The organism is Sorangium sp. So ce363 (assembly GCF_051520435.1).
Taxonomy (GTDB): Bacteria; Myxococcota_A; Polyangia; order Polyangiales; family Polyangiaceae; genus Sorangium; species Sorangium cellulosum_B.
Map to the genome: position 1 here is coordinate 5,746,092 of NZ_CP150333.1, position 17,005 is coordinate 5,763,096.

Below are 17,005 nucleotides of genomic sequence, written 5' to 3' on the forward strand. Positions count from 1 at the left end.
TCTTACTCCGCCGCGGCGTTCGACTCGGACGCAGGGACCGCCGGTGTCACCTTCGTGGGCAGCAGCTCATCGAGATGCTCGTCGATGAGGTGTATGATCTCGGAGTTGCGCTCCGCGATGAAATCGTGATCTCCGGGGAGGAGATGCATGGTGAAGCCTCCCGTGGTGCACAGCTCCAGATCCTGAACGTCACGGAGGCTTATGAGCGTATCGTCGGCGCCGGCGATGGCCATGATCGGGGCTGCGATTGCCGGCGGTGGGACCGTCGAGTCGGCGGGGACCAACCCCATGGCGTCGGCGATGTCGATATCCGCGCGACCATCGGCCTGAACTTGCTGAAAGGGCCGCGTGTACCCCTCGACGTTTCCGAACAGGAGCTTGGCCCATATCTCCTGCGCCTTCGCCTCGAGGGCGCGTTCTTTGGCGTTCGACGAAATGGTCAAGCTGCCTCCGACCAAGAAGAGGGCCAGCGGGAGCGGCGCGCCTGAACGACTGGCCAGCTCGACGGCGGTCCCCATGGCGAGCTGGACACCCAGGCTCGCCCCGACGAGCGCGAAGGGTGCGCTCGCGTAGTGCTGAATCAGCGAGGCCGCCTCTCGGACGTACCTGCTGCCAGGTGCGTCTTCGGAGGCGAGGCTGCGATTGTGCCACATGGCGATGATCTCCACATCGCTCCACTCCGGTCTCTCTGCCCAGGAACAGAAGGCCTCCGGCGAGCCGCCGGCGCCGTGAAAGCAGAACAGCCGAGCTCTCGGCCGGGCGACAGGGCGGACGCGGAGGGCGTGGACGAACGGTCTGGGCTCGCCCATCGACGCACCCGTATCAGGCCCGCCGCTTTCGCCGACGTGCACGACGCGGGCTTCGTCGAGCAGCCAGCGCGTGATCGCCTTCACGGTCGGGTAGCTCCACCCGAGGGCCGCCGGCGTGGCGACGCCCAGCGCGGCCTCGATGCGATTGCGCAGCTCCAGCCCCATCAGCGAGTCCATGCCGAGGCGCGTGAGCTGGGCATCCACGTCGACTTTGCCTGCGGGCAGGCGCAGCACCTGCCCGACCAGCGCCCGGAGGGCCTCTTGCAGCAAGCTCACCCGCGCTTCCGGCTCGGCCGCGGCGAGCCGCTCGAGCAGGGCCCGGTCTCCTGCCGGTCGCCCGGTGCCCACGCGCTGCGCCGCCAGCAGCCGCGACAACACGCGCGAGGACGCCACCGCCGGGTAGAGCTCCACCCACTTCCGCACGTCGATGGGCACCACCCCGGTCTGCACGCGATCGGCGTCGAGCAGACGCTCGAGCACCCCGAGGCCCTCGTCGGGTGTGAGGATGCGCAGTCCCCCCGCGGCCAACCTCGCGCCGCGGTTCTCCTGCGCGGCAGCCAGGCCCACCTCGGAGAAGGCGCCCCAGTCGATGCTCAACGCGGGCAGGCCCTCGCGCCGGCGATGGTGCGCCAGCGCGTCCAGGAAGGTGTTGGCCGCCGCGTAGTTGCCCTGACCCGGCGAGCCCATCAAGCCCGAGCCGGAGGCGTACAACACGAAGAGATCCAGCGGCGCCTCGCGCGTCAAGGTGTGCAGGTTCAAGCTGCCCTGGACCTTGGGCGCCATCACCTTGCGAAAGCGCGCGGGGCTCTGGTTGAGCAGCAGACCGTCCTCCAGCAGTCCGGCGGCGTGGATCACGCCGCGCAACGGCATCCCGGACGCGGTGATCTCGCACAGCACCCGCTCGAGCTGCGTCCTGTCGGCGACGTCCGCCTTCGCCACGGTCACGCGCGCGCCCTGAGCCTGCAGCGCGATCACCGCCGCCTGCTGCTCCGGGCTCGCTGCCCCGGAGCGACCCATCAGCACCAGGTGCCCGGCGCCCTTCTTCGCCAGCCAGCCGGCGACGCTCAGGCCCAGCCCGCCCAGCCCGCCGGTCACCAGGTAGCTGCCGTCGCGGCGGATGGAGACGCCCGACTCCACGTGCACGAGGATCCGGGTCTCCGGATCGTCCGGCGTCAGCGCGAGCTTCCCGATGTGATGCGCCTGCGCCATCTTCCGGAACGCGTCGACCGCCCGGGAGATGGGGACGCTCTCCACCGGCAGCGGCTTGAGCGCGCCCTGGGCGAAGAGCCCGAGCAGCTCCTCCAGGAGCGCGCGCACCCACGCCGGCCGCTCGATCGTCATGCCTCGCAGATCCACCAGCGAGAACGACAGGTTGCGCAGGAATGGGCGCAGCCCGATCTGGTGATCGGCGTAGTAATCACGCTTACCCAGCTCCACGAACCGCCCATGGGAGCGAAGCAGCGCGAAGCTCTTGGCAATCAGCTCGCCCGAGAGCGAGTTGAGCACCACGTCCACGCCCTCGCCCCCCGTCCACTCGAGCACGTCGGCGACGAACTGATCCGAGCGCGAGTCGCTCACATGCCGCACCCCGAGCGACGCCAGATAGGCCCGCTTCTCGGGCGTGCCCGCCGTCGCATAGACCTCGGCGCCGACGTACTGCGCCCACTGCAGCGCGGCCAGGCCCACCCCGCCGGTCGCGGCGTGAATGAGCACCCGCTCGCCCCGTTGCAAGCGGGCCACCTTGGACAGGGCATACCAGGCGGTGAGGTATGCGACCGGCAGCGCGGCCGCCTCGGCCGCGGAGAGCGCGACAGGCCGCGGCAGCACCAGCACGGCCGGCGTGGTGACGTGGGAAGCGAACGCCCCACGCGCCAGCGCGATCACCGGATCTCCCACCGCGAAGCCGCTCACGCCCTCGCCCACGGCCACGATGCGTCCAGCGCACTCGCCTCCAAGCACCATCGGGCCGTCGGCTGTCCCTGGCACGTCGTCGGGCATCACCCCCATCGCCAGCAGCACGTCGAGGAAGTTCAGGCCCGCTGCCTCGACGGCGATCTCGACCTCCCCCGGGCCCGGAGCGCGCCGCTCGGCCGCCCGCAGCGTGAGGTCGTCGAGCACGCCGGGCTTGTCGATCTCCAGCCGGAACGGGCGCTGCCCCGCCGGCTCGAGCCGCTCGCGCCGGCCGGCCTCGGGCGCTCGGCGCACGAGCCGCGCGACGCGCCGCTCTCCGCCATGCAACGCCACCTCTTCCTCGGCGTCACCGGCCAAGAGCTCGGCCAGGAGCGCATGAATCTCCCCTGCAGGCCGGGCTGGATCGAGGTCGACGCGGCAGCAGCGCAGCTCCGCGTGCTCCATCGCGATGGTGCGGCCCAGGCCCAGTACGGGTGCCTGCATCACGGAGACGGCGCCGGCGCCCGTGGCCTGCGCGCCGCGCGTCACGAGCCACAGCCGCGGCATGTCGCGGTACTTCATCCCCGTCAGCGCCTGCACCGTCGCGAGCACGCTGTCGCAGCCGCACGCCAGCGCGGCCTCCACCGCCCCGGCGTCCAGCGCGTCGCCGCCGTCGAGGCTGCCGAGGTGCACGACCGCCGTCGGCGCCTGCCCGCCGAACGCATCCCCCAGCGCCGCGCGCAGGCTGGTCGCGCTGCTGTCGCCGGCGGCGGCGTGCTCGACGGCGTGCCCCGCGGCCTCCAGCGCCGAGCGCAGCGCGGCCCCGAGCCCGCCGCCCTCGCCCAGCAGCAGCCATCGCCCAGCCGTCAGCCTGGGCTCGGGGGCGGCCGCGCGCTCCCAGTCGAGCTCCAGGAACCAATCGTCCTCGTCGCGCCGAGCCGAGCTCTGCGCGAGGCGCTGCGCCACCAGCCCGGAGAGCTCCGCCACCACCGCGCCGGTGCCGTCCATCACCCGGAAGTCGCTGCTGCGCCGATCGGGCGCTTGCGCGCCGTCGCTCGCGCGCTGCGCATGGCACCACAGCTCGCCCGTGGGCCGCCGCAACAGCCGCAGCGAGCCCACCTCCACTGGCACCCACGGCGCTGTCTCGCTGCCGCCCGGCGACACGCCGACCATCACCATCACCTGCAAGCACGCATCCAGCAGCGCCGGATGCACCTGGTACGCCGCCGCCGAGCCGGCGGCCTCGGGCAGCCGCACCCGCCCCAGCGCCTCGCCCTCTCCTTGCCACAGCTCGACCAGGCCCTGGAACGCCGGGCCATGCTCCAGCCCGATGGCGTTCAGCGCCGCGTAGGCCGCGGCAACCGGCACGCTGGCCCCGAGCCGCGCCCGCAAGGCGTCGAGCTCCACCTGTGCCGAGACCTCGGTGCGCTCGGCCCGTTGCAGCGTCCCGCGGCAATGCACCCGCCACGAGGGCTCGCCTGCGCCGGGCGCCAGGCTCGCCACCTGCAACCGCAGCCGCCCCGGCCGCTCCTCGGTGGTCACCACCTGCACCGGCACCGCAGCCTCGTCCGCGAACGCCAGCGCCTGCGCCAGCACCACGCCCGTCAGCTCCAGCGGACCCTCGCCCAGCGCCTCGGCCCCGCAAGCCAGCGCCATCTCCAGGTAGCCCGCGGCAGGAAACACCGCCGTCCCCTGCACTCGGTGGTCGCTCAGCCACCTCAACCGCTTGACGTCCAGCGCCGTCTCCCACAGCCGCATGCTCGCCTGCGTCGACACCGCCAGGGCCTTGCCCAGCAGCGGATGACCGCCCGCATGCGCACGAGGGCTACCCGCCGCCCCCTCCGCGGGCGCTTCGAGCCAGTACCGCTCCCGCTGCCACGCATACGTCGGCAGCGGCACCCGCCGGCCTCCCGCCGCGAACTGCCGCTCCCAGGCCACCGGGTAGCCTTGCACCCACAGCGCCCCCAGCGCCTCCAGCAGCGCGCTGCGCTCGTGCTGCCCTCGCCGCAGCGAGCCCACCGCCGCTCCGGCCCGCTCCGTGGCCCGATGCATCTCCTCCACCGACGTCGCCAGCAGCGGATGCGGGCTCATCTCCACGAACAGGCCGTGACCGTCGTGCAGCAACTGCTCGATCACCTCGGCGAAGCGCACTGGCTGGCGAAGGTTGTCCGCCCAGTAGCTCGCCACGAGCTCCTCGCCCCCTACCCGCGCGCCCGTCACCGTCGAGCGCATCCCGAGCGTCGAAGGCTGCGGATGCAGCCCGCTCAGCGCCGCCACCAGCTCCTCGCGCAGCGGGTCCACCTGCGGGCTGTGGCTCGCCACGTCCACCTTCACCCGACGGCAGAACACCTTCTTCGCCTCCAGCGCACCGAGCACTTCCCCCAGCGCAGCGGGCTCGCCCGCCACCACCGTCGAGCGCGGGCTGTTGCTCACCGCCACGCTCAGCCGGTCTTCGTAGCCCCGCAGCGCCGCCTCCGCCTCCCGCAGCGACAGCTCCACCACGGCCATCTCCCCCTGACCGCTGATCCGACGCAGCAGACGGCTGCGCCGGCAGATGACCGCCGCCGCGTCCTGGAGCGACAGCGCCCCGGCCACGTGCGCCGCAGCCACTTCTCCCATGCTGTGGCCCACCACCGCGTCCGGCTCCACGCCCCACGAGCGCCACAGCGCCGACAGCCCCACCGCCATCGCGAACAGCACAGGCTGCACCACGTCGATGCGGCCCAGCTGCGACGCCGCCTCGTCGGCGCCGAGCTCCGCCAGCACAGACCAGCCAGCCTCCGCCTGGATCGCCTCGTCGCACGCTGCCAGCGCGCTGCGGAAGACAGGCTCCTCCGCCAGCAGCTGCCGGCCCATGCCCAGCCATTGCGAGCCCTGCCCCGGGAAGACGAACACCACCTTCGCCGCGCCGCTGCTGAGCCGGCCGCGCGCCGCCCCCGCCGGCGTCTGCCCCTCTGCCGCTGCTCGGAGCGCCTCCACGAGCGCCTCGCGCGAGCTCACCACCACCGACAGCCGGTGCTCCATCGCGCTGCGCGTCGTCGCCAGGCTGAAGGCCACGTCGCCCAGCCCCTGCTCCGGATGGCTCTCCAGGTGCTCCCGCAGCCGCCCTGCTTGCCCATCCAGCGCCGCCGCGCTCTTTGCCGACAGCACGAATAGCTCTGCCGACCGCTCCGGCGCTGGCGGCGCGAGTTCCACCGCCGGCGCCTCCTCCAGCACCGCATGCGCGTTGGTCCCGCTCACGCCGAACGAGCTCACCCCCGCCCGCCGCGGCGCGCCGTTTCTCGGCCACTCCATCGCCTCCGACGCCACCTTCACCGGCAGCTCCGACCACGGGATGTGCGGGCTCGGCGCCTCGAAGTGCAGGCTCCGCGGGATGCGCCCGTGCTGCATAGACAGCAGCACCTTCATGATCCCGCCAGCCCCTGCCGCCGCTTGGGTATGTCCGAGGTTGGACTTCACCGAACCGATCATCACCGGCCGGTCCGCGGCGCGCCCTTCGGCCAGCACCGCGCCCAGCGCCTGCACCTCGATCGGGTCGCCCAACGGGGTGCCCGTGCCGTGGCATTCGACGTAGTCCACCTCGGCCGGGCTCACCCTCGCCTGCTGCAGCGCTCGGCGGATCACCGCCTGCTGCGACGGCCCGTTGGGCGCCGTCAGCCCGTTGCTGCGCCCATCCTGGTTGACCGCCGAGCCCCGGATCACCGCTAGCACCCGGTCGCCGTCGCGCTGCGCGTCGCTCAGCCGCTTGAGCACGATCATGGCGCAGCCTTCGCTCCACCCCACCCCGTCCGCCGCCGCCGAGAAGCTCTTGCACCGCCCGTCCGGAGAGAGCCCCCGCAGCCTGCTGAACTCCACGAACGCCGCCGGCGTGAGCGTCAGCGTCACGCCGCCGGCCAGCGCCACCGAAGTCTCGCCCTGACGCAACGACTGGCAGGCCAGGTGAACCGCCACCAGCGACGACGAGCACGCCGTGTCCACCGTCAGGCTCGGCCCCTTCAACCCCAGCACGTACGAGATCCGGCCCGAGGCAACGCTGGCCGTGGAGCCCGTACCGACGTAGCCGTCGAGCGACTCGAGGCCGCCGCCGAGCGTGGCGTACTCCTGGTACATGTGCCCCACGAACACGCCGGTATCGCTGCCCATCAGCCGCTCCGGCACGAGCCCGGCGCTCTCCAGCGCCTCCCAGCTCGTCTCCAGCAGCAACCGCTGCTGCGGGTCCATCGCCGCCGCCTCCCGCGGCGAGATCCCGAAGAAGCCCGGGTCGAACCGATCGATGTCCGCGAGGAAGCCGCCCCGGCGCGTCATCATCTTGCCCGGCGCGTCCGGGTCCGGGTCGTAGAGCGCGTCGATGTCCCATCGCGCCCGCGGCACCTCGGCGATGACGTCGATGCCCTCGTCGAGCAGCCGCCAGAACGACTCCGGATCGCTCACCCCACCGGGGAAGCGGCAGCCGATGCCGAGAATGGCGATGGGCTCGTCGTGGACGCTCGGCCCCGCCGCCTTGGCCGGCGTCACGCTCGGCTCGGTCACGGCAAGGACCTCGCCGAGCAGCCAGCGTGAGAGCGCGTCCACCGTCGGGTAGTCGAAGGCCAGCGTCGCCCGCAACGTCGCGCCCACCCGCCGGCTGAGCGCGTTGCGCAGCTCCACCGCCATCAGCGAGTCCAGCCCGAGCTCCTGCAGCGGACGGTCGTACGGCACCGCGCTCGCCGCGCTCTGCGACAGCACCCGCGCCACGTCAGCCTGCACCGCCGCGCGCACCTCCTCCGCGCGGCGCTCTGCGGGCAGCGCCGCGAGCTGCGCTGCCCACGTCCCTCCCTGCGCGCTGGCCGCTGCGCGCGCAGCCGGCGCCCGCACGAGCGCCCGCCACACCGGCGGCACCGCCGCGCCCAGCGCGCGACCCACCGCCGGCAGGTCGAGCTGCACCACCCCGAGATGCGCCTCGGTCCGCGACAGCGCCTGCCCGAACAGCGCCACCCCTTGCGCTGGCGTCAGCGACAGGATCCCCCGTTGCGAAAGGCGCGCCTGCTGCGCTGCGCCCAGCCCTGCCGCCAGGCCCACCTCGGACCACGCGCCCCACGCAAGGCTCTGCGCCGGCAGCCCCTTCGCGCGACGGTGCGCCGCGAGCGCATCGAGGAAGCTGTTCGCCGCTGCGTAGTTGCTCTGGCCCGCCGACCCCAGCAGGCCGGCGGCCGAGGAGAAGAGCACGAAGAAGGCAAGCTCGTGCTCCGCCGTCAGCTCGTGCAGATGCCACGCCCCGGCCACCTTCGGCGACAGCACCCGCGCGAAACGCTCGGCGCTCTGCTCGCCGAGCGTGCCGTCGTCGAGAACGACAGCCGCGTGCACCACCCCTCGCAACGGCAGCTCCGACGGGATCGCTTCGACCACCGCTCTCAGACCCTCCCGGTCGGCCACGTCCGCCGCAGCCACCGTCACCCGGGCGCCCAGCGCTTCCAGCTCCGCCACTGCCTCGACCGCGCCGGGCGTCTCCAGGCCTCGCCGGCCGGTGAGCACCAGGTGCGCCACCCCCTGAGCGGCCAACCACCGGCCCACCTGCAAGCCCAGCGCGCCCAGCCCCCCGGTGACAAGCACCGTGCCGGCGGACGGCAGCGGCGGCGAGGGATCGCCTGCCAGCGCGGCCGCCCGCACCAGCCGCGCCTTGTACCGGCGCCCAGCGCGCCACGCCACCTGGTTCTCTCCGTCGCTCTCCAGGAGCTCCCGCACCAAGCACTCGATGGACTCGGCGCCGGGCGCGAGGTCTATCAGAGCGCAGCCGAGCTCCGGCTGCTCCTGCATCACGGTCCGACCCAGGCCCCAGAGCGGCGACGTGGCGACCTCCACCGCATCGAGATCCTCGACCGCCACCGCGCTCGTGGTCACCCACCACAGGCGCAGCGGCGCTCCGCCTTGGAGCGCCTGCACCACCGCGAGGCCTTCGCTCGCCACCCGCTGCGCGGCCGCCGGCGGCTCTTCCTTCGCACCGGCCTCCCACAGGCAGACCACGCCCGCCGCCGGCGCCCCCCCGGCGAGGGCCGCCTCGATCCCGGCCGGCTCGGTCACGACGCAGCGGCCAAGCCGTGCTGCCAGCGCCGCCGCTGCAGCGGACCCCGCCGCGGCCACCACGATCCAGCTCCCCTCGGGCCGTCCCGCTGGCGCATCAGCCAGCAGTGACTCGCGCCACTCCAGCCGATAGAACGCCTCGGGCGGCGCCTCCGCGCTCACGCGCCTCAGCGCCTCCCGATCGGCTCGCTGGAACCGCATCCCGGTGGCCTCCACCACCACGGCGCCAGTGGCGTCGGCCAGCTTCACATCGGCCACCCGTCCGCCGCCGGGTTCCCCGCGCAGCTCGACGTGGACCCACGCCGCCTCCACGCCGTGCTGGTGGACGGCGAAGCTGCCGATCTCGAAGGGAAGAAAGAGCTCGGCAGATTCCTCCGGAGGGGTCGTCGCCGCCACGACCTGGAAGGCCGCATCGAGCAGCGCAGGAGACACGGCGTAACCTTCCGACGGCACGCCTGCGGGCAGCGCGACCCTGGCGAGCGCCTCGCCCTGGCCACGCCACAGCGATTGCAGCCCCTGGAACGCGGGGCCGTAGCCAACTCCCACGTCGGCGTAGCCCGCATAGATCGCGCCCACGTCCAGCCCTTCGGCGCACCGCGCTTGCAAGGCGGCGAGGTCCAGCCGCGCGGCGCGCGCCGGCTCCTGCTCCACGGCCACGTTCGCGGTGGCGTGCAGGGTCCAGCCGACGCCCGGCCGGCTCTCGACCCCCTGGCTGTACACCGACGCGGTGACCGCCTCTCCCGCCGCCTCGCCCAGCACCACCTGGAGCCGACGTGAGCCTGTTTCCGGCAGGACCAGCGGCGCTTGCAGGACCAGCCCGGTCACGCGCGGAGCCGCGCTCGCCATCCCCTGCGTCGCTGCCGCCAGGACCAGCTCGGCCAGCGCCGCGCCGGGCACCAGCACCTGGCCAGCCACCCGGTGGTCGCTCAACCAAGGATGCTTGTTCAGCCTGAGCAACGCCTCGAACACAGCGTCGGTGCCGGCCGCCGGCACCCGCACTCCAAGCAAGGGGTGCCCCGTAGCCTCACCGGCCCGGCCCCCTGCGACCGGCGCCTCGATCCAGTAGCGCTCTCGCTGCCAGGCATAGGCCGGCAGCGACACCCGCCGGTAGCCGCCTGGGAACAGCCGCTTCCATTCCAGCGCGCGGTCGTGCACCCACAGCGCCCCGAGGCTCTCCAGCAGCGTCTCGCGCTCGGCCTGCCCGCGACGCAGCGACCCGACCGCGACGCCCGGTTTCCCGCTCGACTGCAGCATCTCCTCCACCGCCGGGACCAGCAGCGGATGCGGGCTCATCTCCACGAACAGCCCGTGCCCCTCTTCCACCAGCGCCTGCACCGTCGTGGCGAAGCGCACCGGCTGGCGAAGGTTGTCCGCCCAGTACGCCCCCAGAAGCTCCGGTCCCGCCACGGGCGCGCCCGTCACCGTCGAGCGCATCGGCACCGTGGCCTTCTGGGGTCCAATCCCGCAGAGCGTCGCCACAAGCTCCTCGCGCAGCGGGTCCACCTGCGGGCTGTGGCTCGCCACGTCCACCTTCACCCGCCGGCAGAACACCCCGCGCGCCTCCAGCTTCTCCAGCACCTCGCCCAGCGCCGCAGGCTCACCCGCGATCACCGTCGAGCGCGGGCTGTTGCTCACCGCCACGCTCAAGCGCGCTTCGTGGCCGGCGAGCGCCGCCTCCGCCTCCGGCAGCGACAGCTCCACCAGCGCCATCTCCCCCTCGCCGCTGATGCGTCGAAGCAGCTTGCTGCGACGGCAGATGATCGCCACCGCGTCCTGGAGCGACAGCGCCCCGGCCACGTGCGCCGCCGCCACCTCCCCCATGCTGTGCCCCACCACCGCGTCCGGCTCGATGCCCCACGAGCGCCACAGCGCCGACAGCGCCACCTCCATCGCGAACAGCACAGGCTGCACCACGTCGATTCGCCCGAGCTTCGAGGCGGGCTCCTCGACGCCCAGCTCCTCGAGCAGCGACCAGCCCGCCTCCGCCGCGATCGCCCGATCGCTCGCCTCCAGCGACGCCCGGAACACCGGCTCCTCGGCGAGCAGCTGCCGGCCCATGCCCAGCCACTGCGAGCCCTGACCCGGGAAGACGAACACCACCTTCGGCGCTCCTCGGGACGACAGCCGACCTTGCGCCGCCCGGGCCGGCGTCTGCCCCTTGGCCGCCGCCTCCAGCGCCGCGCCCAGCGCCTCGCGCGAGCTCGCTGACACCGCGAGCCGGTGCTCCATCGCGCTGCGCGTCGTCGCCAGGCTCCACGCCACGTCCCCCAGCCCGAGCTCCGGGTGGCTCTCCAGATGCTCCCGCAGCCGCGCCGCCTGCGCGCTGAGAGCACCCGCGCTCCTCGCCGACAGCACGAACAGCTCCGCCGAGCGCTCTGGAGCCGCCGGCGCGAGCGGCGCGGCGGGCGCCTCCTCCAGCACCACGTGGGCGTTCGTCCCGCTCAGACCGAACGCGCTCACGCCCGCGAAGCGCGGCCGATCGCCGCGCCGCCACGGCACCGCCTCTCGGGCGACCGCCACCGGCAGCGCCTCCCACGACACCAGCGGGTTGAGCTCCCCGAGCTCGGGTTGGGCCGGGATCTGCTCGTGCTCCAGCGTGACGAGCACCTTGAGCACGCCCGCCAGGCCTGCCGCCGGCTCCAGGTGACCCAGGTTCGCCTTGACGGCTCCCAGCCACAGCGGGCGGTCCGCTGGGCGGCTTTGCCCGTACACGGTGCCCACGGCCTGCACCTCGATCGGGTCGCCCAGCGACGTCCCCGTCCCGTGGCACTCCACGAAGTCCACGTCGGAGGGAGCCACCCCGGCCTGCGCCAGCGCCTCGCGCAGCACGGCCTGCTGCGCAGGACCGTTGGGCACCGTGAGCCCGCTGCTCGGACCATCGTGGTTGACCGCGGTGCCGCGGATCACGCCCAGGATGCGGTCGCCGTCGCGCTGCGCGTCACGGAGCCGCTTGAGCACCAGCACCGCGCACCCCTCGGCTCGCCCGAAGCCGTCCGCGTCCGCCGAGAACGTCTTGCACCGCCCATCTGGCGAGAGCGCTCGCAGCCGCGAGAGCGCCACGAAGCTCTCCGGCGAGAGCAGCAGGTTGACGCCGCCGACCAGGGCTCGTTCGCACTCGCCGAGGCGCAGGCTCTGGCAGCCCAGGTGGAGCGCCACGAGCGACGACGAGCACGCCGTGTCGACCGAGAGGCTCGGGCCGTGCAAGCCCAGAAAGAACGACAGCCGGCCCGCCGTGAAGCTGAGCGCGTTGCCGGTCACGCCATACTGCTCGATGGCCCTGTCCGTCTCCTCCTGAAGCCGCGCGGCGTACTCGTTGGCGCCCATGCCCACGAACACGCCCGTGGGGCTCTCCCGCAGCGCCGCCGGATCCTGGCCCGCGTGCTCGAGCGCCTCCCAGCTCACCTCCAGCAGCAACCGCTGCTGCGGGTCGAGGCTCATCGCCTCCCGGGGCGAGACGCGGAAGAAGGCCGCATCCCAGCCCGAGACCTCGCGCACGAAGCCGCCCCTGGTCACATAGGTCCGCCCTCGAGCCTCCGGATCGGGATCGTACCAGTCCGCCGCATTCCAGCGCTCGGACGGCACCTCGGTGCTGGCCACCACGGCATCGGCCAGCAGCCGCCAGTACGCCTCCAGATCCTCGACCCCGCCGGGCAGACGGCAGGCAGCTCCGACGATCGCGATCGGCTCGTCGGCCATCACCGACCGCACGCCTCGGCTCTCCGCGCGGTCCTCCAGGGCCAGCACGTCGGTGAGCAGGTACGTCACCAGCCGCTCGACCGTCGGATAGTCGAAGGCCAGCGTCGAGGACAACACCACGCCCAGGTCCTGCTGCAGGCGATTGCGGATCTGCACCGCCATCAGCGAGTCGAGGCCCTGCTCTTTGAACCCCCGCTCCACGTCCAGATCGTTCGGGTCGAAGAAGCCCAGGACCCTGGCGACGACGCCGCGAACGAGCTCATAGAGCCCCGCGCGCGCCTCCTTGGCCGGCTGGCCGCGCCAGCTCCGCGATGCGGGTACAGCCGGAGACGGGGCCATTTCCGCGGCAGGCACCAGCCGGTCCCAGAAACGGGCCAGCTTCGCGCCCCCCTTGCGCGCCGCCGCGCCCATGTGTGCCCAATCCATGCGTACGACCACGCGCTGCGTCGCGCGCGCGTCGATCAATCGCTCCATCGCGGACAGGGCCTGCGTCGTCGACATCGCCCCCATTCCGAACGCCTCATACTCGCGGCGCTGGGCCTCCGAGCCCATCCCCTTCCCCGCCCACAGGCCCCAGCCAATGCTCAGGGCTGGGAGCCCCTGCGTCCGGCGATAGCTCGCGAGTGCGTCCAGGAAAGCATTGCTCGATGCATAGATGCCCTGGCCGATCCCTCCGAAGACGCTCGACGACGAGGAGAAGAGGACGAACAGGTCGATGGGCTTGTCGCGCGTGAGCGTATGCAGCGTCCACGCCCCCTCGACCTTCGGGCGCAGGACGTGGGCGAGCCGGTTTGCGTCCTGATGCGCCAGCAGCCCATCACCGACCAGGCCAGCGGCATGGATGACCCCTCGCAGCGGCGGCTCGAGCGCCTCGATCAGAGCGGTCATCGCGGCCACATCAGCCACGTCGACTGCGGCCGCGCTCACCCGCGCTCCCTGCGCCTCCAGCGCCTCGATGACCTGGATGCGCTCTCGCACCTCCGCCGGGTGATCGCCTCCCCAGGTCCCTCGCTCGGGCAGCCCGTGCCGGCTGGTGAGCACGAGGTGCCGCGCTCCGCGCTCCACGAGCCACCGCGCCACGTGCAGGCCGAGCGCCCCCAGCCCACCCGTCACCAGGTAGCTCCCCTCGGCCGACAGCGTCACCGCCGATGCCTCTCCCTCCGGCGGAGCGTCCACGAGCCGCGCTGCGTGCCGCCGGCCTCCGCGGAACGCGAGCTGATCCTCCGCGTCGGGGGCCAGGAGCTCAGCCACGATCATCTCGGTTTCGGCGTGGCCGCCCTCAGGATTCAGGTCGATGATCCCGCCCCAGGCGGAGGGGTGCTCCTGCGCTGCAACTCGAGCCATGCCCCACAGCGCCGCCTGGCAGGGGGCCATCGACGATTCACCCCCCACGGAGCAGGCCCCGCGCGTCATCACCCAGAGCCGCGGTGGGTGCAGCTCCGAGGCCGTGGCGTGCATCATGTCGATGACGGGCACCAGGGCCTTGCGTGTCGTCGCCTCGACCTCGGGGGGTGACGCCGTATCGTGCACCACGGCATCCAGGCCCCCCAGGTAGATCACCCCCCGCCAGCGCTCGTCGCCTGCAGCAGGTCGGGTCACCTGCTCGATGGCCGCGTCGCTCTCCTCCGATGCACGCAGCACCCTGCACGAATGCCCGCGCGATCGCAGCGCCGCGGCCACGGCCGCCCCCACCCCCCCTGCGTCCGACAGGATCAGCCAGTGGCCGGCGCTGGTCGACGAGGCCGCAGGACGAGGCACTTCGGGCCACGCGACCTGGTAGTACCCGTCGTCCAGATGAGCCGCAGCAGCGCGGGGACGCCCGGGCTGGCGCTCGATCCAGTAGCGCTCTCGCTGCCAGGCATAGGCCGGCAGCGACACCCGCCGGTAGCCGCCTGGGAACAGCCGCTTCCATTCCAGCGCGCGGTCGTGCACCCACAGCGCCCCGAGGCTCTCCAGCAGCGTCTCGCGCTCGGCCTGCCCGCGACGCAGCGACCCGACCGCGACGCCCGGTTTCCCGCTCGACTGCAGCATCTCCTCCACCGCCGGGACCAGCAGCGGATGCGGGCTCATCTCCACGAACAGCCCGTGCCCCTCTTCCACCAGCGCCTGCACCGTCGTGGCGAAGCGCACCGGCTGGCGAAGGTTGTCCGCCCAGTACGCCCCCAGAAGCTCCGGTCCCGCCACGGGCGCGCCCGTCACCGTCGAGCGCATCGGCACCGTGGCCTTCTGGGGTCCAATCCCGCAGAGCGTCGCCACAAGCTCCTCGCGCAGCGGGTCCACCTGCGGGCTGTGGCTCGCCACGTCCACCTTCACCCGCCGGCAGAACACCCCGCGCGCCTCCAGCTTCTCCAGCACCTCGCCCAGCGCCGCAGGCTCACCCGCGATCACCGTCGAGCGCGGGCTGTTGCTCACCGCCACGCTCAAGCGCGCTTCGTGGCCGGCGAGCGCCGCCTCCGCCTCCGGCAGCGACAGCTCCACCAGCGCCATCTCCCCCTCGCCGCTGATGCGTCGAAGCAGCTTGCTGCGACGGCAGATGATCGCCACCGCGTCCTGGAGCGACAGCGCCCCGGCCACGTGCGCCGCCGCCACCTCCCCCATGCTGTGCCCCACCACCGCGTCCGGCTCGATGCCCCACGAGCGCCACAGCGCCGACAGCGCCACCTCCATCGCGAACAGCACAGGCTGCACCACGTCGATTCGCCCGAGCTTCGAGGCGGGCTCCTCGACGCCCAGCTCCTCGAGCAGCGACCAGCCCGCCTCCGCCGCGATCGCCCGATCGCTCGCCTCCAGCGACGCCCGGAACACCGGCTCCTCGGCGAGCAGCTGCCGGCCCATGCCCAGCCACTGCGAGCCCTGACCCGGGAAGACGAACACCACCTTCGGCGCTCCTCGGGACGACAGCCGACCTTGCGCCGCCCGGGCCGGCGTCTGCCCCTTGGCCGCCGCCTCCAGCGCCGCGCCCAGCGCCTCGCGCGAGCTCGCTGACACCGCGAGCCGGTGCTCCATCGCGCTGCGCGTCGTCGCCAGGCTCCACGCCACGTCCCCCAGCCCGAGCTCCGGGTGGCTCTCCAGATGCTCCCGCAGCCGCGCCGCCTGCGCGCTGAGAGCACCCGCGCTCCTCGCCGACAGCACGAACAGCTCCGCCGAGCGCTCTGGAGCCGCCGGCGCGAGCGGCGCGGCGGGCGCCTCCTCCAGCACCACGTGGGCGTTCGTCCCGCTCACACCGAACGCGCTCACGCCCGCAAAGCGCGGCCGATCGGTCCGCGGCCAGGGCACAGGCTCCGCCGCCACGGCGAGCGCCGTCCCCTCCAGCCGGATCCGCGGGTTGAGCGTCCGGAAGTTGAGGTTCTTCGGGATGCGCTCGTACCACAGGGCGAGCACCGCCTTGATGAGACCCGCCACGCCAGCTGCGCCCTCCAGGTGGCCGATGTTGGTCTTCACCGCCCCCAGCACGCACCGGCTCCCGTCCGCTCGTGTCGGCCCCAGCACCGCGCGCAGCGCCTCGACCTCGATCGGGTCGCCCAGCGAGGTCCCGGTCCCGTGGGTCTCGACGAACCCGATGGCTGAAGCCTCCACCCGGGCGTGCGCGAGCGCGTCACGCAGGAGCGCCTCCTGAGCGAGCACGTTGGGCGCCGTCAACCCCGTCGATCGGCCGTCCTGATTGAGCACCGAGCCCCGGATGAGCGCCCAGATCCGGTCGCCGTCGCGCTGCGCGTCGCTGAGGCGCTTGAGCACGACAAGGCCGCTCCCCTCGCCGCGGACGAAGCCATTGGCCGAGGCATCGAAGGTATGGCAACGCCCGTCGGGCGACAGCGCCTGGATCTTCGTCAGGGCTTCCATCGCGACGGGGGAGAGGATCATGCCCACGCCGCCCGCCAGCGCGAGATCACTCTCGCGTGCGCGCAGGCTGCGGCAGGCGAGGTGGATGGCGACAAGCGAGGACGAGCAGGCGGTATCGACCGTCAGACTGGGCCCCTGCAGCCCCAACGCGTACGACAGGCGTCCAGACGCGACGCTGAGCAGGTTGCCCGTGAAGCTATACGCGTCCTGCTCTTCCCGCTGCGAGACGGTGCTCGTCGCATAGTCGGTGGCGCAGGCGCCGACGAAGACGCCCGTGCGCGTCCCGTGGAGGGAGGCGGGCGGGATGCCGGCGTTCTCGAGCGCCTCCCAGACGACCTCCAGCAGCAGCCGCTGCTGCGGGTCGAGCGACCGCGCCTCGCGAGGCGAGATGTCGAAGAACGCCGCGTCGAAGCCGTCCACCGGCCCGGTCAGCAGCCCTGCCCAGAGCGGGATCTCATCGCTCGGCTTGAGACCGACCAGCTCCCAGCGTGCGTCGAGCGGTTGGATCGCATCCCGGCCCGGATCGAGCAACTCCCAGAAGGCCTCTGGCGTGTGCGCTCCGCCGGGGAAGCGGCAACCGATGCCCACGATGGCGATCGGCTCGCTCCGCTCCTGCTCCAGGGTGTCGCGTTCGGCGCGTATCTCGCGGAGGGTCAGGGTAGCTTCACGCAGGCGTTGCAAAAGCAAGTCATCTCGTTGCGACATGTGAGCCA

1 protein-coding gene is annotated in these 17,005 nt (G+C 72.9%); it reads right to left on the bottom strand.

Going from position 1 to position 17,005, the window contains the following annotated elements; translation table 11 throughout:
• Positions 1–2 precede the first annotated feature (2 nt).
• A complete protein-coding gene (locus tag WMF12_RS21810) occupies positions 3–16,979 on the bottom strand; it encodes an SDR family NAD(P)-dependent oxidoreductase (protein ID WP_437873438.1) in 16,977 nt (5,658 codons plus the stop codon).
• Positions 16,980–17,005 lie beyond the last annotated feature (26 nt).